This is a genomic window from Pseudomonas sp. GW456-L12, assembly GCF_059424045.1.
Genome location: NZ_JBWKZA010000004.1, coordinates 101,225 through 122,860, shown reverse-complemented (window position 1 = coordinate 122,860; position 21,636 = coordinate 101,225). Strand labels below are relative to the sequence as shown.

Annotated in this window: 20 protein-coding genes; 14 read left to right on the top strand and 6 right to left on the bottom strand. The window is 63.3% G+C overall.

Annotated features, from left to right (window positions below; all coding sequences use genetic code 11):
* The first annotated feature begins 123 nt into the window (after positions 1-123).
* From AC07Y9_RS06835 to AC07Y9_RS06795, 9 genes are all read left to right on the top strand, one after another.
* Complete coding sequence (locus AC07Y9_RS06835; protein WP_087089873.1) at positions 124-741, top strand: NUDIX domain-containing protein; 618 nt, start codon at positions 124-126, stop codon at positions 739-741.
* Positions 732-1,184, top strand: a complete 453-nt coding sequence (locus AC07Y9_RS06830; protein ID WP_007921426.1) for a DUF1249 domain-containing protein — start codon at positions 732-734, stop codon at positions 1,182-1,184. The genes AC07Y9_RS06835 and AC07Y9_RS06830 overlap by 10 nt, the downstream gene beginning before the upstream one ends.
* Positions 1,185-1,283: 99 nt before the next feature.
* Entirely contained in the window at positions 1,284-2,099 is an 816-nt protein-coding gene (gene cpdA, locus AC07Y9_RS06825; RefSeq protein ID WP_102678325.1) for a 3',5'-cyclic-AMP phosphodiesterase, read from the top strand.
* A 116-nt stretch (positions 2,100-2,215) separates the two neighbouring features.
* Entirely contained in the window at positions 2,216-2,824 is a 609-nt protein-coding gene (locus AC07Y9_RS06820) for a YqiA/YcfP family alpha/beta fold hydrolase (protein WP_007921424.1), read from the top strand.
* A 42-nt stretch (positions 2,825-2,866) separates the two neighbouring features.
* Complete coding sequence (gene parE, locus AC07Y9_RS06815) at positions 2,867-4,774, top strand: DNA topoisomerase IV subunit B (protein WP_007921422.1); 1,908 nt, start codon at positions 2,867-2,869, stop codon at positions 4,772-4,774.
* Positions 4,774-5,757, top strand: a complete 984-nt coding sequence (locus AC07Y9_RS06810; RefSeq protein WP_102678324.1) for an esterase-like activity of phytase family protein — start codon at positions 4,774-4,776, stop codon at positions 5,755-5,757. Before parE ends, AC07Y9_RS06810 begins: the two co-directional genes overlap by 1 nt.
* Complete coding sequence (locus AC07Y9_RS06805; protein WP_053259412.1) at positions 5,754-6,275, top strand: retropepsin-like aspartic protease family protein; 522 nt, start codon at positions 5,754-5,756, stop codon at positions 6,273-6,275. The genes AC07Y9_RS06810 and AC07Y9_RS06805 overlap by 4 nt, the downstream gene beginning before the upstream one ends.
* Positions 6,276-6,285: 10 nt before the next feature.
* Positions 6,286-8,544: a DNA topoisomerase IV subunit A gene (parC, locus tag AC07Y9_RS06800; protein WP_009041892.1), complete on the top strand. Its 2,259-nt coding sequence runs from the start codon at positions 6,286-6,288 to the stop codon at positions 8,542-8,544.
* Between the two features lie 179 nt (positions 8,545-8,723).
* Positions 8,724-9,437 (top strand): PqiC family protein, encoded by a 714-nt coding sequence (locus AC07Y9_RS06795; protein ID WP_102678323.1) that lies wholly within the window; start codon positions 8,724-8,726, stop codon positions 9,435-9,437.
* 235 nt (positions 9,438-9,672) lie between these two features.
* Here the strand turns inward: AC07Y9_RS06795 and AC07Y9_RS06790 are convergent, their stop codons facing one another.
* The gene (locus tag AC07Y9_RS06790; protein WP_102678322.1) at positions 9,673-11,217 is read right to left on the bottom strand and encodes an AhpA/YtjB family protein; all 1,545 of its coding nucleotides are present in this window, start codon (positions 11,215-11,217) and stop codon (positions 9,673-9,675) included.
* A 134-nt stretch (positions 11,218-11,351) separates the two neighbouring features.
* Here AC07Y9_RS06790 and serB point away from each other — a divergent pair, with 134 nt between their 5' ends.
* Positions 11,352-12,566 (top strand): phosphoserine phosphatase SerB, encoded by a 1,215-nt coding sequence (gene serB, locus AC07Y9_RS06785; RefSeq protein ID WP_009041895.1) that lies wholly within the window; start codon positions 11,352-11,354, stop codon positions 12,564-12,566.
* Between the two features lie 71 nt (positions 12,567-12,637).
* Here the strand turns inward: serB and asd are convergent, their stop codons facing one another.
* From asd to AC07Y9_RS06770, 3 genes are read right to left on the bottom strand one after another with little or no spacing between them, the layout of a single operon-like run.
* Complete coding sequence (gene asd, locus AC07Y9_RS06780) at positions 12,638-13,498, bottom strand: archaetidylserine decarboxylase (RefSeq protein ID WP_053259415.1); 861 nt, start codon at positions 13,496-13,498, stop codon at positions 12,638-12,640.
* A gap of 17 nt (positions 13,499-13,515) precedes the next feature.
* Positions 13,516-14,331, bottom strand: coding sequence for a thiosulfate sulfurtransferase (gene rhdA, locus AC07Y9_RS06775; protein WP_102678321.1), 816 nt, complete (start codon positions 14,329-14,331; stop codon positions 13,516-13,518).
* Positions 14,332-14,374: 43 nt separating this feature from the next.
* The gene (locus AC07Y9_RS06770; RefSeq protein ID WP_102678320.1) at positions 14,375-15,913 is read right to left on the bottom strand and encodes an HDOD domain-containing protein; all 1,539 of its coding nucleotides are present in this window, start codon (positions 15,911-15,913) and stop codon (positions 14,375-14,377) included.
* 166 nt (positions 15,914-16,079) lie between these two features.
* On the opposite strand from AC07Y9_RS06770, the gene motA reads away from it, so the two are divergent.
* Both motA and motB read left to right on the top strand, forming a co-directional pair.
* Positions 16,080-16,931 (top strand): flagellar motor stator protein MotA, encoded by an 852-nt coding sequence (gene motA, locus AC07Y9_RS06765; RefSeq protein ID WP_007921402.1) that lies wholly within the window; start codon positions 16,080-16,082, stop codon positions 16,929-16,931.
* Positions 16,932-16,934: 3 nt separating this feature from the next.
* Positions 16,935-17,975, top strand: a complete 1,041-nt coding sequence (gene motB / locus AC07Y9_RS06760) for a flagellar motor protein MotB (RefSeq protein ID WP_102678319.1) — start codon at positions 16,935-16,937, stop codon at positions 17,973-17,975.
* Between the two features lie 85 nt (positions 17,976-18,060).
* Here motB and rsgA read toward each other — a convergent pair whose 3' ends face one another.
* Positions 18,061-19,092, bottom strand: a complete 1,032-nt coding sequence (gene rsgA, locus AC07Y9_RS06755) for a small ribosomal subunit biogenesis GTPase RsgA (protein WP_007921400.1) — start codon at positions 19,090-19,092, stop codon at positions 18,061-18,063.
* A 107-nt stretch (positions 19,093-19,199) separates the two neighbouring features.
* Here rsgA and orn point away from each other — a divergent pair, with 107 nt between their 5' ends.
* Complete coding sequence (orn, locus tag AC07Y9_RS06750) at positions 19,200-19,742, top strand: oligoribonuclease (RefSeq protein WP_007921399.1); 543 nt, start codon at positions 19,200-19,202, stop codon at positions 19,740-19,742.
* Positions 19,743-19,925: 183 nt separating this feature from the next.
* Positions 19,926-20,540, top strand: a complete 615-nt coding sequence (locus AC07Y9_RS06745; protein WP_169915460.1) for a trimeric intracellular cation channel family protein — start codon at positions 19,926-19,928, stop codon at positions 20,538-20,540.
* Here the strand turns inward: AC07Y9_RS06745 and queG are convergent.
* Positions 20,522-21,601, bottom strand: coding sequence for a tRNA epoxyqueuosine(34) reductase QueG (queG, locus tag AC07Y9_RS06740; protein ID WP_007921396.1), 1,080 nt, complete (start codon positions 21,599-21,601; stop codon positions 20,522-20,524). The two genes, AC07Y9_RS06745 and queG, sit on opposite strands and share 19 nt — an antisense overlap.
* Between the last annotated feature and the right edge of the window lie 35 nt (positions 21,602-21,636).

The following is a 21,636-nucleotide window of genomic DNA, read 5'->3' as shown; positions in this document are numbered from 1 at the left end:
GTTTGCCCCCTTGCCGTCTATCCCGCTGATGGCAAAGGGGCTGCATCATCGGTCAGCGGCGCGTTAGGATGGCGCGAAGTCGAGGGGGAGCCTCGGATCGAATTGCAGGATACGAGGATTGCTATGACGGACTTTGCCAACACCACGCCGACCACTGTCGATATCGTTCGGCGCGAGAAATGCTTCCAGGGTTTTTATCAGCTTGACCGTGTGCACCTGCGCCACGAACTGTTCGCCGGTGGCATGGGGCGCGAGATCAGTCGTGAAATCTTTGTCCGTCATGATGCTGTCTGCGTGCTGCCGTACGATCCGCAACGCGATGAAGTGGTGTTGATCGAGCAGTTTCGCGTCGGCGCCATGGGGAAAACCGCGAACCCCTGGTTGATCGAGCTGGTCGCCGGTCTGATCGACAAGGACGAGCAGCCGGAAGAAGTTGCTCACCGCGAGGCGCAGGAGGAAGCTGGACTGACATTCTCCGCGCTGTGGCCGATGATCCAGTATTTCCCGTCGCCGGGGGGCAGTACCGAGTTCGTGCATCTGTACCTGGGGCGCTGCGACAGCAGCGGTGCCGGTGGCCTGCACGGATTGGAGGAAGAGGCGGAGGATATCCGTGTGTCGGTCTGGGCTTTCGAAGACGCACTGCAGGCGGTAAGGGATGGGCGGATTTCCAACGCGGCGAGCATTATTGCCTTGCAATGGCTGGCTTTGAACCGCGTTGAAGTGAGGGGGTTATGGTCGTAAACAAAGTGCGCGATCGCTATCGGGTCGACCTCGTGGGGCTGCAAGCGTCCTGCGAGGCGAACTATGCCCGGCTGATGCGCCTGTTGCCCGACATGCGCAACCAGCCGGTGGCGCGGCGGATCGCGGTGACCCAGGGCGACCAGATGCTGGGCGTGCTGGCGCTGGAGGTGCTGCTGGCCTGCCCCTATACCACCACCCTGCAGGTGCGTCAGGAACACAGCCTGCCCTGGCTGCCGGTGCCGCAGTTGGAGGTCCAGGTCTACCACGACGCGCGCATGGCCGAGGTCATCAGTGCCGAGCATGCTCGGCGCTTTCGTGGCATCTATCCGTATCCGAATGCCTTCATGCACCAGCCGGACGAGAAGGCTCAGCTCAATGTGTTTCTCGGTGAATGGCTGAGCCACTGCCTGGCTTGCGGTCATGAGTTCGAGGCCGTGCGGTAGATGTGAACTGCGTCCGGTTCGCCGGTTTCCTCTTTTGAATTTCCCCCAGCATAATTGCTCCCATTCCTCACTTCCCGTGACACGCCCTGGGAGGCCGCCTTGCCGAGCGTATCCACTCTGACCACCGACGATCCCGTGTGGCTGGTGCAGTTGTCCGACAGCCACCTGTTCGCCGAAGCGGACGGCACGCTGTTGGGCATGAATACCCGCGACAGCCTGCAGCGGGTGATCGACCTGGTACTGGAACAGCAACCGCGGATCGACCTGATGCTGGCCACGGGCGATTTGTCCCAGGACGGTACGCTGCAGTCCTATCAGCTGTTTCGTGACATGACCCGGCAGATTCCGGCGCCGGCGCGCTGGATTCCCGGTAACCACGACGAGCCGCAAATCATGGCGCAGGCGGCGACCCAGAGTTCGTTGCTGGCGCCGGTGGTGGACATCGGCAACTGGCGGATCACTCTGCTCGATTCGGCCGTACCCGGTTCGGTGCCGGGCTATCTGCAGGACGATCAATTGCAGCTGCTCGCCAGTGCCCTGAGCGAAGCCCCCGAACGCCATCACCTGGTATGCCTGCACCATCATCCGGTCTCCATCGGGTGCGCCTGGATGGAGCCCATCGGGCTGCGCAATCCGCACGCGCTGTTCGCCGTGCTGGAGCGCTTTCCACAGGCGCGCGCGGTGCTCTGGGGCCATGTGCATCAGGAAATCGACCGCCAGCAAGGGCCTTTGCGCCTGCTGGCGTCGCCCTCGACCTGCATCCAGTTCGAGCCTGGCAGCGACGATTTCAAGGTCGGCGAGACCGCGCCGGGTTATCGCTGGCTGCGCCTGCTGCCCGACGGGCGCCTGGAAACCGGTGTCGAGCGGGTCACCGGCTTCGATTTTGAGGTCGATTACGGCAGCGACGGCTACTGATTCCGGCCCGGAGCCGCAGTCTGCGGCGGCAGGACAAAGGGATACACCTGAACACAAGTCAAGCGGCGATACACCCTGTAAACTGCGCCTTTTTGCACGATGCAAAGGGAGTGCGCATGTCCGGTTCGATCCTGTATATCCACGGCTTCAACAGCGCACCGGCGTCGAAGAAAGCCAGCCAGCTGATCGCTGTCATGGAGGCGATAGGCCGCGGTGAACAGCTGCGGGTGCCGGCCTTGCATCATCATCCACGCGAGGCCATTGGCCAGTTGGAGCAGGCGATTGCCGAACTCGGACGGCCGCTGCTGGTCGGCAGCTCTCTCGGCGGCTACTATGCGACTCACCTTGCCGAGCGTCACGGCCTGAAAGCCCTGCTGATCAACCCCGCGGTCAGTCCGCACCGGATGTTCGACGGCTTTCTGGGCACGCAGACCAACCTCTATACCGGGGAAACCTGGGAACTGACCCACGACCACGTGACGGCCCTGGCCGAGCTGGAAGTGCCGGCGCCCCAGGACCCGCAGCGGTTCCAGGTCTGGCTGCAGACAGGTGACGAGACGCTGGACTATCGCAGCGCCCAGCTGTATTACCGAGCCTGTGCCTTGCGCATCCAGGCCGGCGGCGACCATAGTTTCCAGGGTTTTGCCGGACAATTGCCGGCGTTGTTGAATTTTGCCGGCATCGGCCCGGATCAGTACCAGGCGATCGATTTCACCTCGCTGTGAACCCTCGCTTCTATTTCATTGAACGACTAACGACGAGACCCCATGGCCACTCCCAGCGCTAGCTCTTATAACGCAGACGCCATCGAAGTCCTCTCGGGCCTCGACCCGGTGCGCAAACGCCCGGGCATGTATACCGACACCACCCGGCCGAACCACCTCGCCCAGGAAGTCATCGACAACAGTGTCGACGAAGCCCTGGCGGGGCACGCGAAGTCGATCCAGGTCATCCTGCATGCCGACCATTCCCTGGAAGTGTCCGATGACGGTCGCGGCATGCCGGTGGACATTCACCCGGAAGAGGGCGTGTCCGGTGTCGAGCTGATCCTCACCAAGCTCCATGCGGGCGGTAAGTTCTCCAACAAGAACTACCAGTTCTCCGGCGGTCTGCACGGGGTGGGTATTTCCGTGGTCAACGCCTTGTCGAACCAGGTACGGGTGCGGGTCAAGCGTGATGGCAACGAATACCAGATGACCTTCGCCGACGGCTTCAAGGCCACCGAACTGGAAGTGGTCGGCAGCGTCGGCAAGCGCAATACCGGGACCAGCGTGTACTTCGCCCCGGATCCGAAATACTTCGATTCGCCGAAATTCTCCGTCAGCCGCCTCAAGCATGTGCTCAAGGCCAAGGCCGTGTTGTGCCCGGGGCTGCTGGTCAGCTTCGAAGACAAAGGCACTGGCGAGAAGGTCGAGTGGCATTACGAAGACGGCCTGCGCTCCTATCTGGTGGACGCGGTCAGCGAATTCGAACGCCTGCCGGCTGAACCTTTCTGCGGCAGCCTGGCCGGTAACAAGGAAGCGGTGGACTGGGCCCTGCTGTGGTTGCCGGAAGGCGGCGACAGCGTGCAGGAAAGCTACGTCAACCTGATCCCGACCGCCCAGGGCGGTACCCACGTCAACGGTTTGCGCCAGGGCCTGCTGGACGCCATGCGCGAGTTCTGCGAGTTCCGCAACCTGCTGCCGCGTGGCCTGAAGCTGGCACCGGAAGATGTCTGGGAGCGCATCGCCTTCGTGCTGTCGATGAAGATGCAGGACGCGCAGTTCTCCGGCCAGACCAAGGAACGCCTGTCGTCCCGTGAGGCGGCCGCCTTCGTTTCGGGCGTGGTCAAGGACGCGTTCAGCCTGTGGCTCAACGCCAACCCGGAACTGGGCATGCAACTGGCGGAGCTGGCCATCAGCAACGCCGGCCGTCGCCTCAAGGCCAGCAAGAAGGTCGAGCGCAAGCGCATTACCCAGGGCCCGGCATTGCCCGGCAAGCTGGCGGATTGCGCCGGCCAGGACCCGATGCGTTCCGAACTGTTCCTGGTGGAAGGTGATTCCGCCGGTGGTTCGGCCAAGCAGGCGCGGGACAAGGAATTCCAGGCGATCCTGCCGCTGCGCGGCAAGATCCTCAACACCTGGGAAGTCGACGGCAGCGAAGTCCTGGCCAGCCAGGAAGTGCACAACATCGCCGTGGCCATCGGGGTCGACCCGGGCGCCGAGGACATGAGCCAGCTGCGCTACGGCAAGATCTGCATCCTCGCCGACGCCGACTCCGACGGCTTGCACATCGCGACGCTGCTCTGCGCGCTGTTCGTCCAGCATTTCCGTCCTCTGGTGGATGCCGGTCACGTCTACGTGGCGATGCCGCCGCTGTACCGCATCGACCTGGGCAAGGAGATCTACTACGCCCTCGACGAAGCCGAGCGCGACGGCATTCTCGATCGCCTGGTGGCCGAGAAGAAGCGTGGCAAGCCGCAGGTCACCCGATTCAAAGGCCTGGGTGAAATGAACCCGCCGCAACTGCGCGAAACCACCATGGACCCGAACACCCGGCGCCTGGTGCAGTTGACCCTCGGTGAAGACTTCGCCGCGACTTCGGAAATGATGGACATGCTGCTGGCGAAGAAACGCGCCGGCGATCGCAAGAGCTGGCTGGAGTCCAAGGGCAACCTGGCCGAGGTTCTGGCCTGATGCGCAGAGGCTTTGCCCTGGCGTTACTGCTATTGGCAACCTCGGCGATGGCCGACCCCTTGCCCGAGTTGAGGCTGCTGGCCGAGCATCCGGTGGACGGCATGCGTGGCGGCAACCTGTCGGGGCTGGCGTCGTGCGGCAAGGAGCTGTGGACGGTCTCTGACCGCGACGACGATCAGATCTATCGGCTCGATACCAGCGACCGCGTCTGGCAGGCCGAAACCGTGCGCATCGACGTGCCGCCGGTGCCGGACAGCGGTTTGCCCTGGGGCTTGAACTCGCGCACCTGGGTCGCGTCGTTCGTGCGCGGCGGCGACCTGGATTTCGAGGGCATTACCTGCGACAGCGCCGGCAACAAGTATGTGGTCAGCGAGTCCCATGCGGCAGTGTTGCAGCTGCCGCCGACGGGTTCGGCCGCGTGGCTGAAGATTTCGCCGATCATGGTTCGCGAGGCGCGGGCCAGCGGTATGTTGCTGCACTTCAATGCCCTGTTCGAAGGCCTGGCGGTCAACCCGGCCGGCGACCGGATCTGGCTGGCCGCCGAGCGCGAGCGCCGCGGGCTGCTGTTGATCAAGCGCCAGCAGAGTGTCTGGGATTGCGACGGCGGCTGTGTGCTGCTCAGCGAGGCCGGGTTGGAAATGCAGCCACCACAGATGCCCAAGGCCAAGGCGGTGTCCCGGGATTTCGCCGACCTGTCGCTGTTCGAGGGCAAGTTGTTCACCCTCGAGCGCAATGCGTTCCAGGTCTGTCGTCGTGATGCGTCGACGGCCAAGGTCGAGCGTTGCTGGTCGTTTGCCGCCGAGGCGTTGCAGGAAAACCGGCGTTATCCACAGGCCTATGGCCTGACCGAGGCCCTGGTGGTGGATGCCGACGGCGCCTGGATCGGTGTGGATAACAACACCGGAGCCCGTGCCGACGGTGAAAAACGCCCGATCGTCTGGCGCTTCGCCGCGCCCGAGGGCGGTTGGAGTGCCAAGCCGTGAGCCAGCAGCCACCGGGCAAACGTGCCGGGCGCGTGCTGCTGGTGCTGGCCTGGGGCGCCGGCCTGTTCCTGGCGACACGGTTTTTTGGCGAGTGGGAACAGCGTCAGGAGAACCCCAATGCTGTCGTCACTTCGCAACAACATGAGGGTTACATCGAAGTGAAACTGGTCGGCAACGGCCAGGGGCATTTCGTCGCCAGCGGCCAGATCAACGGCCAGCCGGTGAGTTTCATGCTCGATACCGGAGCGACCGATGTGTCGATCCCGTCCGGGCTGGCCGAGCGTCTTGGCCTGGAGAAGGGCGCACCGGTGACCCTGAGTACCGCCAACGGTCGTAGCGAGGGTTATCGAACCCGCCTCGACCGCCTGCAACTGGGCGATATCGTCCTGCGCGATGTCCGTGCGCTGGTCGCGCCGGGCCTGGGTGGCGAGCAGGTGCTGCTGGGCATGAGCGCTTTGAAAAAACTTGAATTTACCCAGCGCGGCGGCACTTTGCTGCTGCGCCAGACAACGAACTGATGAGGCCCGCATGAGCGACTCCCTGGATCTCAGCCTGGATGGCGTAGAACGCCGATCGCTGGCTGACTTCACCGAAAATGCCTACCTCAACTACTCCATGTACGTGATCATGGACCGTGCTTTGCCGCATATCGGCGACGGCCTGAAACCGGTACAGCGGCGTATCGTCTACGCCATGAGTGAGCTGGGGCTGGATGCCGATTCCAAGCACAAGAAGTCCGCCCGTACGGTCGGTGACGTGCTGGGTAAGTTCCACCCCCACGGCGACTCGGCCTGCTACGAAGCCATGGTGCTGATGGCGCAGCCTTTCAGCTATCGCTACACGCTGGTGGACGGCCAGGGTAACTGGGGTGCGCCGGACGATCCCAAGTCCTTCGCCGCCATGCGTTACACCGAAGCGCGCCTGTCGCGTTACTCCGAAGTGCTGCTCAGCGAGCTGGGCCAGGGCACTGCGGACTGGGGGCCGAACTTCGACGGTACCCTGCAGGAACCCCTGGTATTGCCGGCACGTTTGCCGAATATCCTGCTCAACGGCACCACTGGCATCGCCGTGGGCATGGCCACTGACGTGCCGCCGCATAACTTGCGCGAAGTCGCCACTGCTTGCGTGCGCCTGCTGGATGAGCCCAAGGCCACGGTCGAACAGCTCTGCGAGCACATTCAGGGCCCGGACTATCCGACCGAGGCGGAAATCATCACGCCGCGCGCCGACCTGCTGAAAATCTACGAAACCGGTCGCGGTTCGGTGCGCATGCGTGCCGTCTATCGCATCGAGGATGGCGACATCATCGTCACCGCGCTGCCGCACCAGGTGTCCGGCGCCAAGGTGCTGGAACAGATCGCCGCGCAGATGCAGGCCAAGAAGCTGCCGATGGTCGCCGACCTGCGCGACGAGTCGGACCACGAGCACCCATGCCGGATCGTGATCATTCCGCGTTCCAACCGGGTCGATCCCGACGAGCTGATGCAGCATCTGTTCGCCACCACCGAGCTGGAATCCAGCTACCGGGTCAACGTCAACATCATCGGCCTGGACGGCAAGCCGCAACTGAAGAACCTGCGCGCCCTGCTGGTGGAGTGGCTGGAGTTCCGCGTACTGACGGTGCGCCGCCGCCTGCAGTTCCGCCTGGACAAGGTCGAGCGCCGCCTGCACCTGTTGGACGGCTTGCTGATCGCCTACCTCAACCTGGATGAAGTGATCCACATCATTCGTACCGAGGACCAGCCGCGAGCCAAGCTGATCGAACGTTTCGCCCTGAGCGAAGTGCAGGCCGACTACATCCTCGATACTCGCCTGCGTCAGTTGGCGCGGCTGGAAGAGATGAAGCTGCGCGCCGAGCAGGACGAGCTGCTCAAGGAGCAGGCCAAGCTGCAAGCTCTGCTCAACAGCGAAGCCAAGCTGAAGAAGCTGGTGCGCACCGAATTGTTGCAGGACGCCGAAACCTACGGCGACGACCGTCGTTCGCCGATCGTCGAGCGCGCCGAGGCCAAGGCCCTGTCGGAAAACGAGCTGATGCCGACCGAGCCGGTCACCATCGTTCTGTCGGAAAAAGGTTGGGTACGTTGCGCCAAAGGGCATGATATCGACGCCACGGGGCTGTCCTACAAGGCCGGCGACGGCTTCAAGACCTCGGCCATCGGGCGCTCCAACCAGTTCGCGGTGTTTATCGACTCCACCGGGCGCAGTTATTCGGTGGCGGCGCATACGCTGCCATCGGCCCGTGGCCAGGGCGAGCCGCTGACCGGACGCCTGACGCCGCCGCCTGGGGCCAGTTTCGAATGCGTACTGCTGCCGGACGATGAGGCGCTGTACGTGATCGCCTCCGACGCGGGTTACGGCTTCGTGGTCAAGGGCGAGGATCTGCAAGCCAAGAACAAGGCCGGCAAGGCGTTGTTGAGCCTGCCGAACAACGCCAAGGTGCTGTTGCCGCGGCCGGTGAGCGATCGTGAACAGAACTGGCTGGCTTCGGTGACCACCGAAGGGCGTTTGCTGGTATTCAAGATCAGCGACCTGCCGCAGCTGGGCAAAGGCAAGGGCAACAAGATCATCGGGATTCCGGGTGAGCGAGTGGCCAGCCGCGAGGAGTACGTGACCGATATCGCGGTACTGCCGGAAGGCGCGACACTGGTGCTGCAGGCCGGAAAACGTACCCTGTCGCTCAAGGCCGATGACCTCGAACATTACAAGGGCGAGCGCGGTCGCCGGGGTAACAAGCTGCCACGAGGCTTCCAGCGAGTGGATGCGTTGTTGGTAGAAACTCTCAATTGATGCGGGTTAGAGCGTCCGATCTGCGATTTAACCGGTAGATCGGCGCTACAACACTGGAGTCATGGCGCATATTCACGGATGATATGCGCTTTCAAGCGCCGGCGTGGCTGAGCGTTATTCAGGGTTATTTTGAGTATTTACACTGTGGCTAGCCTTGTGGCCGCCACCTGGATGGGATGATGACTGCTCTGCGCCTTCCTCTTGTTTTCTTGCTCGCTGGCGTTCTTGGCCTGGCGGGTTGCAGCGTACACCAGCCGGTGTCGCTGTATCAGCTGGACAGCGGAAGTCCAGCTCAACCGGCACAAAGCGCCGGTATGGCCGTATTGCTGGGGCCGGTACTGGTTGCCGACTACCTGCAACGTGAAACCTTGCTGCAACGTCAGAACGACGGCAGCCTGCAGGCTTCGACCGACGGTCGCTGGGCCGGCAGCCTGTCTTCCGATATCGATCAGTTGCTGTTGCGTCAGGTCGCCGGCCAGCTGGACAGCCAGCGTGTAGTGCTGGCGCCGGCGAGCACCGGTTTCACTCCGGATGTTCAGGTGTTGCTGTCGATCACTCGCCTGGATTCGGGCGCCTCGCAACCGGCGGTTCTCGATGCGCAATGGCGCCTGATCGATCGCCGTGGGCAGGTTCGCGACAACCGTATCGTTCATCTGCAGGAGCAGCATGCGGGTACCACCGCGTCCCAGGTCCAGGCCCAGGGCGTATTGCTGCAACGCTTGGCCGAGCAGCTGTCGGGTGCCCTCAAGCCGCTGGCCAACCAGCCTACGGTAGCCGAGGTACCCCGCAAGGCGGTGCCTGCGCCGGCGGCAAAGCCGGCCGAGCAGGAGAAGCAGCCGAAGATTCCAATGGCCACGCCTATCCGCACGGATATGGAAGTGTTCCGCTTCTGAGTGTTGCGGTTCCAGGACAAAGCCCGCTGATCAGCGGGCTTTGTCGTTTCTGGGGAGTTGTTCGGTGGCTCGGGCGCTCTGCGGTGTTCTGCAGATTGCTATTGCGGGCAATCGAGCGTCGACCGGCCGCTCCTACAGAAGCAGATAGGTGCGAGGCTTGCCCGCGATGGCGTCAGCCCGATCAACGCCCAACAAAAAGCCCGCATCGCTGCGGGCTTTTTGTTGGGCGGCTGGCTTAGAGCTTGGCTCGGGTCTCGTGCATCCGCGCCAGTTGCCGTTCCAGCATCGATGGGTAGGGCTCCATCAGGCGTTCGACGCAGCAGGCGCCTTCCGGGCTGGCGATCGGACGGATGCGCGCGCGCTGACGAATCAGGGCGTCATCGTTGATCTTGCGCTCGACCAGCAGCAGGTTGCGGCTGTGCTGGGACAGCGCCAGGGCATCCTGGGCGGTCTCGGTCAGCAGCAGATCGATCTGGCTCAGGCCGAACAGCTCTTCGCCAAGGGTCAGGCCCAGTTGCAGCTGCAGGGTGATGCCGCTGTCGGCCACTTCGATTTGCAGGGCGTGGCCCAGGGCGCGCAGCAACTCGCCACAGCAGATGGCATTGGTCAGGTAGTCGTCGCCGCTGTCTTCGCTGTGGAACAGCATCAGCGTGCTGCCGTCGTTCAGGGTATGCAGTTCGCTCTGGTACAGCGAGGCGGCTTGGTCGAGGCAGTCGCGATAACGTTCCAGCAATTCTGTCAGGCGGGCGCGGGGCAGGCGGCGCAGTTGCTCCTGGGCGCCCAGTTGCACGGCCAGGACCGCACTGTGCTGCGGCTGTGCCGGTACTGTGGGTTTCACGATCGGCTTGGCAGCGGTCGCGGTGGACGAGCTGTCGCGAAGATCGGCGAACGGGTCTTCATCGTCGACCAGATCCTCTTCGGCGTTGACCACGTGCCGTGGCGCGGGCTTGAGCCCGGCTACGGGAGCGCTTTCATCGAAACTCGGGTCACGCAGGTTGCGCACCTCGAAGGTCGGTTCCGCGTCCTCGCTGTCGTCGTAGTCGGTGTCGTCGATCTCGGCTTGCGGTTCGGGTTCCGGCTCGACCTTCTCGGGGGCGAAGCTGGCGTGCAGCTGGCGCGCCAGGTCGCCGATTTCGTCCTGGCGCTGGGTGGCCGGGGTGTTTTCGTCGATATCCCGCAGCCAGACCCGCAGTTGCATCAGCGGTGTGGAGATGTGCCGTCCCAGGCGCAGGCTCAAGGCCAGGGCCAAAGCCAGCAGGATCGCGCTGAGAATGCCCATGCTCTGCAGGCTGATGGTCATCGGCTGCTGAAATTGTTCCATGTCCAGGCTGATGCGCAGGTTGCCCGCGGTCACGTCCTGGAAGGTGATCTTGGTCTGGTAGACGCCTTCGGTTTCACCCAGCAGGCTGCTTTTCGGGCGCTGACCGGCTTCGGCGAGGATGCGGTTGTCCACGCTGTAGATCGCCGCATGGGCAACCAGCGGGTTCTTGGTCAGGTTATTCAGCAGCACGTTGAGGCTGAGGATGTCGTTGGACACCAACAGCTCGGTGGCCGAGGTCGCGGTCTGGGTAGTCAGGCTCTGACCCAGGGCGTCGGCTTGTTCGTGCATGGCCTGCTTGAATTGCAGGCCCATCACGCAGGCATAGATCACCAGGGCCAGGGCGACCAGGATCACGTTATGGCTGGCAATGCGCAATGCAATCGGTACACGGCGGTGACGCAGTGCACGGAAGATCAGCAGGAAGAAGTTATCGGTTTTAACTGGCGTGGGCCGGTTCACTGAGCTCGGCTCTTTTGTCCGTGAAGTTGAGGCGCAGTATAGCGACAGGCCCTAGACCGGCAAAGCGCTGGCTGTGCCCGATGGTCACTGAAAGTGGGTAGAATGCGGTTTTTTTCCACCTGCGGGGGTGCGCCTTGCGCGAAATCGTCCTGATAAACATCACTGGTGAAGACCGTCCGGGTCTCACTGCGGCCATTACCGGCGTTCTGGCCCAGGGTGGTGTGAACATTCTCGACATCGGTCAGGCGGTGATTCACGACACTCTGTCGTTCGGCATCCTGGTTGAAATTCCGGACAACGAGCAGAGTTCGTCGGTGCTCAAGGACATTCTGTTCACCGCCTATGAGCTGGACCAGCAGGTCCGTTTCACGCCGGTTTCCGAAGAGGATTACCAGCAGTGGGTCGGCGGCCAGGGCAAGAAGCGCCATATCGTCACCTTGCTGACCCGCAAGGTCACGGCCGAGCAGTTGCAGCGCGTCAGTTCGATCACCGCCAAGTACGGTTTGAACATCGACCACATCGATCGCCTCTCCGGGCGCATGCCGCTGGACACCCCGGCCGACAAGGGCAAGGGGTGCATCGAGTTCTCCGTGCGGGGCGAAGCGGCCGATCCGCAGGCATTGCGCGCCGAGTTCCTCAGCGTCGCCCAGGAGCTGAACGTCGATATCGCCTTCCAGGAAGACTCGCTGTTCCGTCGCAACCGCCGCCTGGCGGTGTTCGACATGGACTCGACGCTGATCGAGGCGGAAGTCATCGACGAACTGGCCAAGGCGGCCGGCGTGGGTGACCGGGTGGCGGAAATCACCGAGCGGGCGATGGCCGGCGAGCTGGACTTCCGTGCCAGCTTCAAGGAACGCCTGGCCTTGCTCCAGGGCCTGGACATCAAGGTGCTGGACTCCATCGGCGCATCGCTGCGCCTGACCGAAGGCGCCGAGACCCTGTTCGCCGAACTCAAGCGCCTGGGCTACAAGACCGCGATCCTCTCGGGTGGTTTCACTTACTTCGCCAAGCAGCTGCAGGCCAAGCTGGGGATCGACTACGTATTCGCCAACGAGCTGGAAGTGGTCGACGGCAAGGTGACCGGTGTCGCGGTCGAGCCGATTGTCGACGCCCAGCGCAAGGCCGATCTGCTGCGCGAGCTGGCCGCCAAGGAAGGGTTGCGCCTGGAGCAGACCATCGCGGTCGGCGACGGCGCCAACGACCTGCCGATGCTGGCGATTGCCGGCCTGGGCGTGGCCTTCCGCGCCAAGCCGTTGGTCAAGCAGTCGGCCAAGCAGGCGATTTCCACCCTGGGCCTGGATGGTGTGCTTTATCTGCTGGGCTTCCGCGATCGCGACGGCCAGCTCTGAGCCGAATCCAAGGCAAAAAAAACGCCGCGATCTGCGGCGTTTTTTTATGTCCGGCTTGTTATGCCCAAGGCTCAGGCCTTGGCCAGGCCGATGCCCTGGCCCATCTGCACCGGCGAGCCGGCCGCCAGTTCTTCGGCCCACTGCACTTGCTCCGGCCCGAACAGCACGATTGCGGTGGAACCCAGCTTGAAACGGCCCAATTCGGCGCCCTTTTCCAGGTGGATCGGCGCGCGGGCGGCTTCGTCGTAGCGCACGGTCTTCAGTTCGCGCTTGGGCGGAGTCACCAGGCCGGCCCAGACGGTTTCGATCGATGCCACGATCATCGCGCCGACCAGGACCACGGCCATCGGGCCGCGCTCGGTATCGAAAACGCATACCACGCGCTCGTTGCGGGCGAACAGCTCCGGCACGTTTTCCGCGGTGGTCTGGTTGACCGAGAAGATCCGTCCCGGCACGTAGACCATTTCCCGCAGGGTGCCGGCCAGCGGCATGTGCACGCGGTGGTAGTCCTTCGGCGACAGGTAGATGGTGGCGAAATCGCCGCCCATGAACGGGGCTGCCAGGGCCGAGTCGCCACCCAGCAGTTCCAGCACACTGAAACTGTGGCCCTTGGCTTGGAATACCCGACCGTGCTCGATCGGGCCAAGCTGGCTGACCGCGCCGTCGGCCGGGCTGAGGATCGCGCCCGGGGTCTGGTCCAGCGGGCGGGCACCGTCTTTCAACGCGCGGGTGAAGAAGGCGTTGAAGTGCTCATAGGCGGTCAGGTCTTCCACCAGCGCTTGAGACATGTCCACCTGATAACGCTTGGCGAACCAGGCGGTGAAGGCATTCTTGAACCAGCGCACGCGGCACTCGGCAATGCAGCCGGCCAGGCGCGACAGCAGGTGGTGAGGCAGCAGGTACTGGCTGAGGATAAACAAACGCTTTTTCATTGACTGTCCTTAAAACCTTAAATCTCTACGGGCGTGTCAGGGTGATTGCCCCATTCGCCCCAGGAACCGGCATAGCCTTTGACTCGCGGATAACCGAGCGCCTTGGCCACCAGATAGGTGAAGCCAGAGCGATGGTGAGTCTGGCAGTGGGTGATCACTTCTTTGTCTTTGCTGATGCCGAGCTGTTCGAGGATCTGCGGCATGTCGCTGCGGATCCGCAGGTTGCGCGCCGGGTCCATGCCCGCCGTCCACTCGAAGTTGATCGCACCGGGAATGTGCCCACCCTTGGCGGCGAGGACTTTCTCCCCCGAGTACTCCAGGGGGCCGCGGGCATCCCAGATCGCCAGGTCGGCCGCGCCAAGACGGCTTTGCAGGTATTCGCGGGTGGCGGTAGGTTCGTCGTGCAGGGTCAGGGCGACAGGGCCGCCGACGGTCGCCGGGACTTCATTCGAGACCGGCAGGCCGTCGGCCAGCCAGGCCAGTAACCCACCGTCCAGGTAGTGGTAACGGGAGTGGCCGATGACATCCAGCAGCCAGATGAAGCGCCCGGCCCAGCCGCCGCCTTCGTCGTCATAGACCACGTAGACCGCGTCCGGGTTATGCCCCAGTTCGCCGAACAGGGCCTCAAGGGCTGCCTGTGGCGGCATCAGCCCTGGCGCCGGTGCCTGACCGAGCTGGGTACGCTTGGGGTCGACGAAGTGCGCGCCGGGGATATGGCCCGCGGCATAGCGGGCGGCGCTGGTCAGGTCCACCAGAATCAGTTCGCGGGCGTCGAGGCGAGGGAGCAGGTCGCTCGGCTCGATCACCAGCGGCAAGCCAGAGAAGTCAGGCATGTGAGGTCTCCAGGGCACAAAGGGAGGGATTGTAGCGCAAGCGTCAGCGGCTGCGGTTGGTAAAGCTGTGCAGGGCCTTTTCGATGCACTGCGCGGTCTTGCCGAACGCCTGTACGGAGATTTCCGAGAAGGGTTGGCCGCCCTGGTCAGCGACGATCAGCATGATTACCCGGCCATTGCTGGGCACCGAGCGCATCAGCAGGTGCTCGCCACGAAACAGCGTGCGCAGGCTGGCGGGTAGACGGGCGGAGAACTGGGCGTTGTTGGTCGGCGTCAGGCGCACTTGCGCCGGAGCGTCCAGCAGCCTTTGCAATACGCTGCTCTGGTTGATCGTCAATGCCAGGTTCATGGCGGGCGCAGGCAGCCCGGCGATCTGATGCACGCGCAACTGGGTCCGCGTGCGGTCGACCATCAGCAGCATCACCCGGCGCATGCCGCACGCCACCAGGGCGTCGCGGGCAAAGGTGGTCAGGTGCATGGCATTGCTGAAGCGGCTGGGTTCCACCAGCAATTCGCTGCATTGCTTGCGCCACTTGGCCAGATCTTCTGCGGTCGGTGCGGGAACCGGGAGCTCGCCGCGATGCACGCGCCGGGCCTCCCAGGGCCAGAGTAGCGCCTCGGCCGGATGCCACAGATCGGGCATGCGGTGATGTCGGGCGCTCTGCGCGGCTTGCTGGTGCAACTGTTGTTGCAGTTCGTCCATCGGCATTTGCAGGTACAGGCTGGTCAGGTATTGCCAGCGCATGCAGTGCGGGCCGGTCCAGGACTCTTGCGCCGACAGGGCCAGGGCGTTGGCCAGCAGCACGCTGTTGGCCGGTTGGTTCAGCCAGCGCTGCAGGGCCGGATCGGCATCCAGGCATTGTCGCTGGTGCAGCGGATGGGCATTGTCCCGGGCGATATGCAGGGCCTTGACCAATTGGTCCTGCTCGTCGATCAGCAGGCGGTAGCCTTGCTGTACCCAGATCGGCAAGTGCCAGACCTCGACCAGGGCCTGGCCCAACTGAAGCAGGCCGACGCCGAACAGTTCCTGCTCGACCTCCTGGGCCGGTTCGGTTTTATGGACGACACGCAGCTCCCACTCTTCGAGCAGTTTTGGATAGGCCAGCGCCAAGGGCCACAGCGGCGAGAGAAACAGTAGGCTGCCCCAGTGAATGTCCTGCCAGAGCCTGGCCAGGCGCCCGGCGAAAAAGCCGTTGGCCTGTTGGGTCGCGTGCTGGCTGATCAGTTGCAACTGGCGCAGCCCGACCGGGATCTCCTGCTCGGGCTGGGCGGGCAGGCGGGCGAGCAATTCTTCGGTACGCGCCAGGCCCAGGCGGTTGAGGGCGACCTCGAGGTTCTCGGCCGGCTCGCTCATGCTGCCGTGGGTGTGGCGATTGGCTTCGCGAATCACGCTCAAGGCCAGCGCGGGGCTGTCCTGCATCAGGTCGGCAATGTCGCGCAATGAGCTGCGATTGTCCCTGATGGCTTTGCAGACCCGATCATGGCTGGCCTGCGGCACCGGCAGGCGGACCGCGTCAAGCAGCTTTATCCAGGATTCGAGGGAGTGGGGGGCGGTAGTTGGGACTGTCGTTTCATTAGACATGGCTGGGCGCAATCATCGTCTGCTGTAAACACGCCCAGAGCGGGCCAAACTGGCTTTTCGCCTTAACGGCCTATAGTCTGGCGCAGTTTTGCCGATAAGTAGAAGAAGAGTTTTAAGAACTTCCGAATATGACCTTGAACCCGACTCAGTAAGTACCTTCCTACCTATGGCTAAAATTATCGGCATCATCGTCGTGTTCGCGAGCGTGCTCGGCGGATACGTGCTTTCTCACGGCAAGATTGCCGCCCTGATCCAGCCTTTCGAGGTCTTGATTATCGGCGGCGCCGCGCTGGGGGCGTTCCTGCAGGCGAACCCCGGCTACATGACCATGCACGTGCTCAAGAAGTCCTTGGGGATGTTCGGTTCGCGTTTTTCCCAGACCTTCTACCTGGAAGTGCTGGGCCTGATCTACGAGATCCTCAACAAGAGCCGCCGCGAAGGCATGATGGCGATCGAGGGCGATATCGAAGACGCCGCCGCCAGCCCGATTTTCGCCAAGTATCCATCCGTGCTCAAAGACGAGCGCATGACCGCGTTCATCTGTGACTACCTGCGCATCATGTCCTCCGGCAACATGGCTCCCCACGAGCTGGAAGGCCTGTTCGACATGGAGCTGTTCAGCCTCAAGGAAGACCTAGAGCATCCGTCCCATGCGGTCAACGGCATCGCCGACGGCATGCCGGGCTTCGGTATCGTCGCGGCGGTGCTGGGTATCGTGGTGACCATGGCCTCCCTGGGCGATGGCGACCAGAAATCCATCGGCCTGCACGTAGGTGCGGCGCTGGTCGGTACCTTCTTCGGTATTCTCGCGGCCTACGGCTTCTTCGGCCCGCTGGCCCATTCCCTGGCGCACGATGCCAAGGAAGAGCTGAACGTCTACGAAGCCATCAAGGCCTCCCTGGTGGCCTCGGCTTCCGGCATGCCGCCATCGCTGGCCGTGGAGTTCGGGCGCAAGGTCCTGTACCCGGCGCACCGTCCGAGCTTCGCCGAGCTGGAACAAGCGGTTCGCGGTCGTTAAGCCATGGAAAACAATCAGCCGATTATCATCAAGCGCGTCAAGCGCTTTGCCGGCGGGCATCACGGCGGGGCATGGAAGATCGCCTTCGCCGACTTCGCCACGGCGATGATGGCGTTCTTCCTGGTGCTGTGGCTGCTGTCCACCGCCACCCCGGAACAGAAGATCGCCATCGCCGGTTACTTCAAGGACCCGATCGGCTTCTCGGAAAGCGGCACGCCCTACATCATCGACCTGGGCGGTTCTCCCGAGCTGGCGCCGGAAAACACGCTCAACCCCGAGATCAAGTCGCAGCCGCAACCGGACAAGGTCACGGTCGACACCGATCAGGTCGAGAGCATGGCCGAGCAGGTGGAAAGAGAGCGCCTGGAGCTGTTGCTTCAAGAGCTGCAGAACAAGGTCGAAGAAAACCCGCAATTGCAGAAGTTCAAGGACCAGATCCTGTTCGAGATCACTCCGGACGGCCTGCGTATCCAGATCATCGATTCGGAAAACCGGCCGATGTTCGACTCCGGCAGTGCGCGCCTGAAGCCGTACTTCGAGGACATCCTGCTGGCCATGGCCGACACCATCAAGGCGGTGCCGAACAAGATCAGCATCAGCGGTCACACCGATGCCAAGCCTTACGCGGGCACCGGCGATTTCGGCAACTGGGAGCTTTCGGCCAACCGTGCCAACGCCGCGCGCCGGGCGCTGGTGGCGGGCAGCTATCCGGACGGCCAGGTGGCTCGCGTGGTGGGGTATGCCTCGTCATCGCTGTTCGATCGCAAGGACCCGTTCAACCCGATCAACCGGCGTATCGACATCGTGGTGCTGACCAAAAAGGCCCAGCGCGCGATTGAAGGCGAAGTCGCTCCCGAGGTCCCGGCACCGACCCAGGGCCAGGGCGCCCCGGGCGAAGTGCCGGTCGACCCGAACGCCTTGCCGCCGGAGCAGGAGCCGCTGCCGGCCCATGAGCTGCGCGAGCGCCTGAATATCTTCGACGACGCAGCTCCGAAGACCGAAGGCGCGGCTGCACCTGCAGCTACGCCTCCAGCTGCGCGGTGAGATAAAAGCAGGCTCTGTATAAAGAGTGCTCGATAAAAAGGCCGCGATCATCGCGGCCTTTTTTGTTTCTGCGTGGGGCTACTTATTAATAGCTGCTGTCCGGCAGGCTGGCGATGATCGAGCGATAGCTGTTCATCCGCTGCTGCTGGATCCGCCCGTCTTCCAGGGCCTTGAGCAGGGCGCAGCCCGGTTCGCGGTCATGCTTGCAGTCGCGGAAACGGCAGGTGCCCAGCAGGTCGTTGAACTCGATGAAACCTGCTTCGACATCGGCGCGACTGACGTGGCCCAGGCCGAATTCGCGAATCCCCGGGGAGTCGATCAGTTCGCCACCGCCCGGGAAGTGGAACAGGCGCGCGGTGGTGGTGGTGTGGGTGCCCTGGCCGGACAGCTCCGACAAAGGCCCGACGCGGGTTTCGACTTCCGGCAGCAGGCTGTTCACCAGCGACGACTTGCCCACGCCCGACTGGCCGACGAACACGCTGATCCGTCCGTCCAGCTGCGCTTGCAGCTGTTCCATGCCGTCGCCGTGGTGCGCCGAGACTTCCAGCACCGGGTAGCCCAGTTGCCGATAGACCGCCAGCAAGGCGTTCAGGGCGGGGGCATTCTGCTCGTCGATCAGGTCGAACTTGTTGAGCAGCAGCAGCGGACGGATGCCGGCATGTTCGGCGGCTACCAGGTAGCGGTCGATCAGGTTGGCATGGGGCTCGGGCAGCGGGGCGAAGACGATCACGATCATGTCGACGTTGGCGGCCACCGGCTTGAGCTGGCCGCGGCTGTCGGGACGGCAGAGTTCGGTGTGGCGCGGCAGTTGCGCGACGATCACGCCGATACCCTGGTTGCCCGGACGCCAGACCACCTGATCGCCGGTCACCAGCGCCGGCAGGTTGGCCCGCAAGTGGCAGCGGAACACCTGGCCGGCCAGTTCGCCCTCGCGCGCCTCGACCTCGACCTGCACACCGAAGTGGGCGATCACCAGGCCGGTCTGTTCGGGGCCGAGATCGCCGCCTTCCAGTGCTTCCACGGCAGAGGATTCACGTTTGGCGGCGCGGGCGGCGCGTTCGCCTTGAATCTTTTCGATGCGCCAGTTTTGGCGACGATTGAGCTGGCGTTTGGCCATTGGTGTTCCGTGTCGATAATGCGGCGGTTAGGTAAAACGGCCGCGAGTTTAGCACGCCGGCAGGTCCCTCTAGGCTAAACTGCGCAACTACGCCGAGGAGCCCACACATGCAAAACCCGCAGAATCTGATCTGGATCGATCTGGAAATGACCGGTCTGAACCCTGATACCGACGTCATCATCGAGATGGCGACCATCGTCACCGATAGCAATCTCAATACCTTGGCTGAAGGTCCGGTCATCGCCATCCACCAGAGCGATGAAATTCTCGCCGGCATGGATGAGTGGAACACCCGCCAGCACGGCGGTTCGGGGCTGACCCAGCGCGTGCGTGAAAGCCGCATCAGCATGGCTGAAGCGGAAGCGCAGACCATCGCCTTCCTGGAGCAGTGGGTGCCCAAGGGTAAGTCGCCGATCTGTGGCAACAGCATCTGCCAGGATCGCCGCTTCCTGTATCGCCATATGAAGGCGCTGGAAAGCTACTTCCACTACCGCAACCTTGATGTTTCCACCCTCAAGGAACTGGCCGCCCGCTGGGCGCCGGACGTGCGCGACAGCTTCAAGAAAGGCAGCACCCACCTGGCCCTGGACGACATCCGCGAGTCGATTGCCGAGCTGCAGCATTACCGCAAGCACTTCATCAAGCTCTGATGATCCGGGGGCGTCGGTTCTGACGTCATCGCGGGCAAGCCTCGCTCCTACAAGTCCGCGTGATCCGTAGGAGCGAGGCTTGCCCGCGATAGGCGCGTTGAGCTCTCCAGCAATTCCAGCTGGCGCCCCCTTTTGGTGCCGGCAGCAACTGAGTAGACTGGGCGCCTTCCTGTAAGGACCGCCATCATGCTGCTGATGCTTTACCTGATTGCCATTACCGCCGAAGCCATGACTGGCGCCTTGTCTGCCGGTCGTCGCGGCATGGACTGGTTCGGGGTGGTGTTGATCGCCTGCGTCACGGCCCTGGGTGGCGGTTCGGTGCGTGACGTGCTGCTGGGGCATTACCCGCTGACCTGGGTCAAGCACCCGGAGTACCTGGTGTTGACCTCGGTCGCGGCCCTGGTGACGATCTTCATCGCGCCCTTGATGCGCCACTTGCGTTCGCTGTTCCTGGTGCTCGACGCCGTGGGGCTGGTGGCGTTCACCCTGATCGGTTGCATGACCGCCCTGGAAATGGGCCACGGCATGGTGGTGGCTTCGGTCAGCGGGGTGATTACCGGGGTGTTCGGCGGCATCTTGCGGGACATCTTCTGCAACGATATTCCGCTGATCTTCCGTCGCGAACTGTATGCCAGCGTCTCGTTCGCCGCGGCCTGGTGCTACATGCTCTGCATCTATCTGCAATTGCCCGGCGAGCAGTCGATCCTCATCACCCTGTTCGGCGGTTTCCTACTGCGCCTGCTGGCGATCCGTTTCCACTGGGAAATGCCCAAGTTCGTCTACAACGACGAGCAATGACGGCTGGCGTGCTGCTTCAGCGCCCATTCCACGTGTTCGCGCACCAGTTCTGACGGGTAATCCCGCCGGGCTTTCAGGGCTTCCAGCACCGGAATGCTCGACGGCGCGTTACCCAGCCCCACCGCCAGGTTGCGCAGCCAGCGCTCATAGCCGGCGCGGCGCAGCGGCGAGCCCTCGGTGCTGCTGAGAAACTTGTCCTCGTCCCACATGAACAGTTCGGCCAGCTCGGCATTGTCGAGGTTGTGGCGTGGCTTGAAATCGCCTTCGCCGGAAGGGCGGGCGAAGCGGTTCCACGGGCAGACGATCTGGCAATCGTCGCAGCCGAACACCCGGTTGCCGATCAGCGGGCGCAGGTCTTCGGGAATGGCGTTTTTCAGTTCGATGGTCAGGTACGAAATGCAGCGCCGGGCGTCCAGTACATAAGGGCCGACGAAGGCCTTGGTCGGGCAGATGTCCAGGCATGCTGTGCAGCGGCCGCAATGCTCGGTGGCGTGTGGCTCGTCCACCGGCAAGGGCAGGTCGACGAACAGTTCGCTGAGGAAGAAATAGCTGCCGGCCTTGCGGTTGAGTACCAGGGTGTTCTTGCCGATCCAGCCGAGCCCGGCTTGTTCGGCGATGGCTTTTTCCAGCACCGGGGCGCTGTCGACGAAGGCGCGATAGCCGAACGGGCCGATTTCCTTCTGGATGCGCTCGGCCAGTTGCTGCACGCGCTTGCGGATCAGCTTGTGATAGTCGCGGCCCAGGGCGTAGCGCGAGACATAGGCCTTTTCCGGCTGGGCCAGGCGCTGCGCCATCTGGGTGTCGCCGGGCAAGTAATCCATGCGCAGGGACACCACGCGCAGGGTGCCGGGCACCAGTTCATCCGGATGGGAGCGTTTGCTGCCGTGGGCGCCCATGTAGTCCATTTCACCGTGGTAGCCGGCCTCGAGCCAGCGTTCCAGGTGCTGCTCATGCTCGGCCAGGTCCAGGCCGCTGATGCCGACTTGCTGAAAGCCCAGCTCGCGGCCCCAATCCTTGATCGATTGGGCGAGGGCGGGCAGATCGGTGGTAATGGCAGGCATGAGGCGAGAGAAACCGGGGCTGAGGTGCGTATAAT

Coding starts and splice junctions, on each gene's coding strand:
- rsgA (WP_007921400.1), bottom strand. CDS start 19,092: ATGGCCAAACGCCAGCTCAATCGTCGCCAAAACTGGCGCATCGAAAAG.
- AC07Y9_RS06830 (WP_007921426.1), top strand. CDS start 732: ATGGTCGTAAACAAAGTGCGCGATCGCTATCGGGTCGACCTCGTGGGG.
- rhdA (WP_102678321.1), bottom strand. CDS start 14,331: ATGCCTGACTTCTCTGGCTTGCCGCTGGTGATCGAGCCGAGCGACCTG.
- orn (WP_007921399.1), top strand. CDS start 19,200: ATGCAAAACCCGCAGAATCTGATCTGGATCGATCTGGAAATGACCGGT.
- AC07Y9_RS06770 (WP_102678320.1), bottom strand. CDS start 15,913: ATGTCTAATGAAACGACAGTCCCAACTACCGCCCCCCACTCCCTCGAA.
- motB (WP_102678319.1), top strand. CDS start 16,935: ATGGAAAACAATCAGCCGATTATCATCAAGCGCGTCAAGCGCTTTGCC.
- AC07Y9_RS06835 (WP_087089873.1), top strand. CDS start 124: ATGACGGACTTTGCCAACACCACGCCGACCACTGTCGATATCGTTCGG.
- AC07Y9_RS06795 (WP_102678323.1), top strand. CDS start 8,724: ATGACTGCTCTGCGCCTTCCTCTTGTTTTCTTGCTCGCTGGCGTTCTT.
- parC (WP_009041892.1), top strand. CDS start 6,286: ATGAGCGACTCCCTGGATCTCAGCCTGGATGGCGTAGAACGCCGATCG.
- queG (WP_007921396.1), bottom strand. CDS start 21,601: ATGCCTGCCATTACCACCGATCTGCCCGCCCTCGCCCAATCGATCAAG.
- AC07Y9_RS06810 (WP_102678324.1), top strand. CDS start 4,774: ATGCGCAGAGGCTTTGCCCTGGCGTTACTGCTATTGGCAACCTCGGCG.
- parE (WP_007921422.1), top strand. CDS start 2,867: ATGGCCACTCCCAGCGCTAGCTCTTATAACGCAGACGCCATCGAAGTC.
- asd (WP_053259415.1), bottom strand. CDS start 13,498: ATGAAAAAGCGTTTGTTTATCCTCAGCCAGTACCTGCTGCCTCACCAC.
- motA (WP_007921402.1), top strand. CDS start 16,080: ATGGCTAAAATTATCGGCATCATCGTCGTGTTCGCGAGCGTGCTCGGC.
- AC07Y9_RS06820 (WP_007921424.1), top strand. CDS start 2,216: ATGTCCGGTTCGATCCTGTATATCCACGGCTTCAACAGCGCACCGGCG.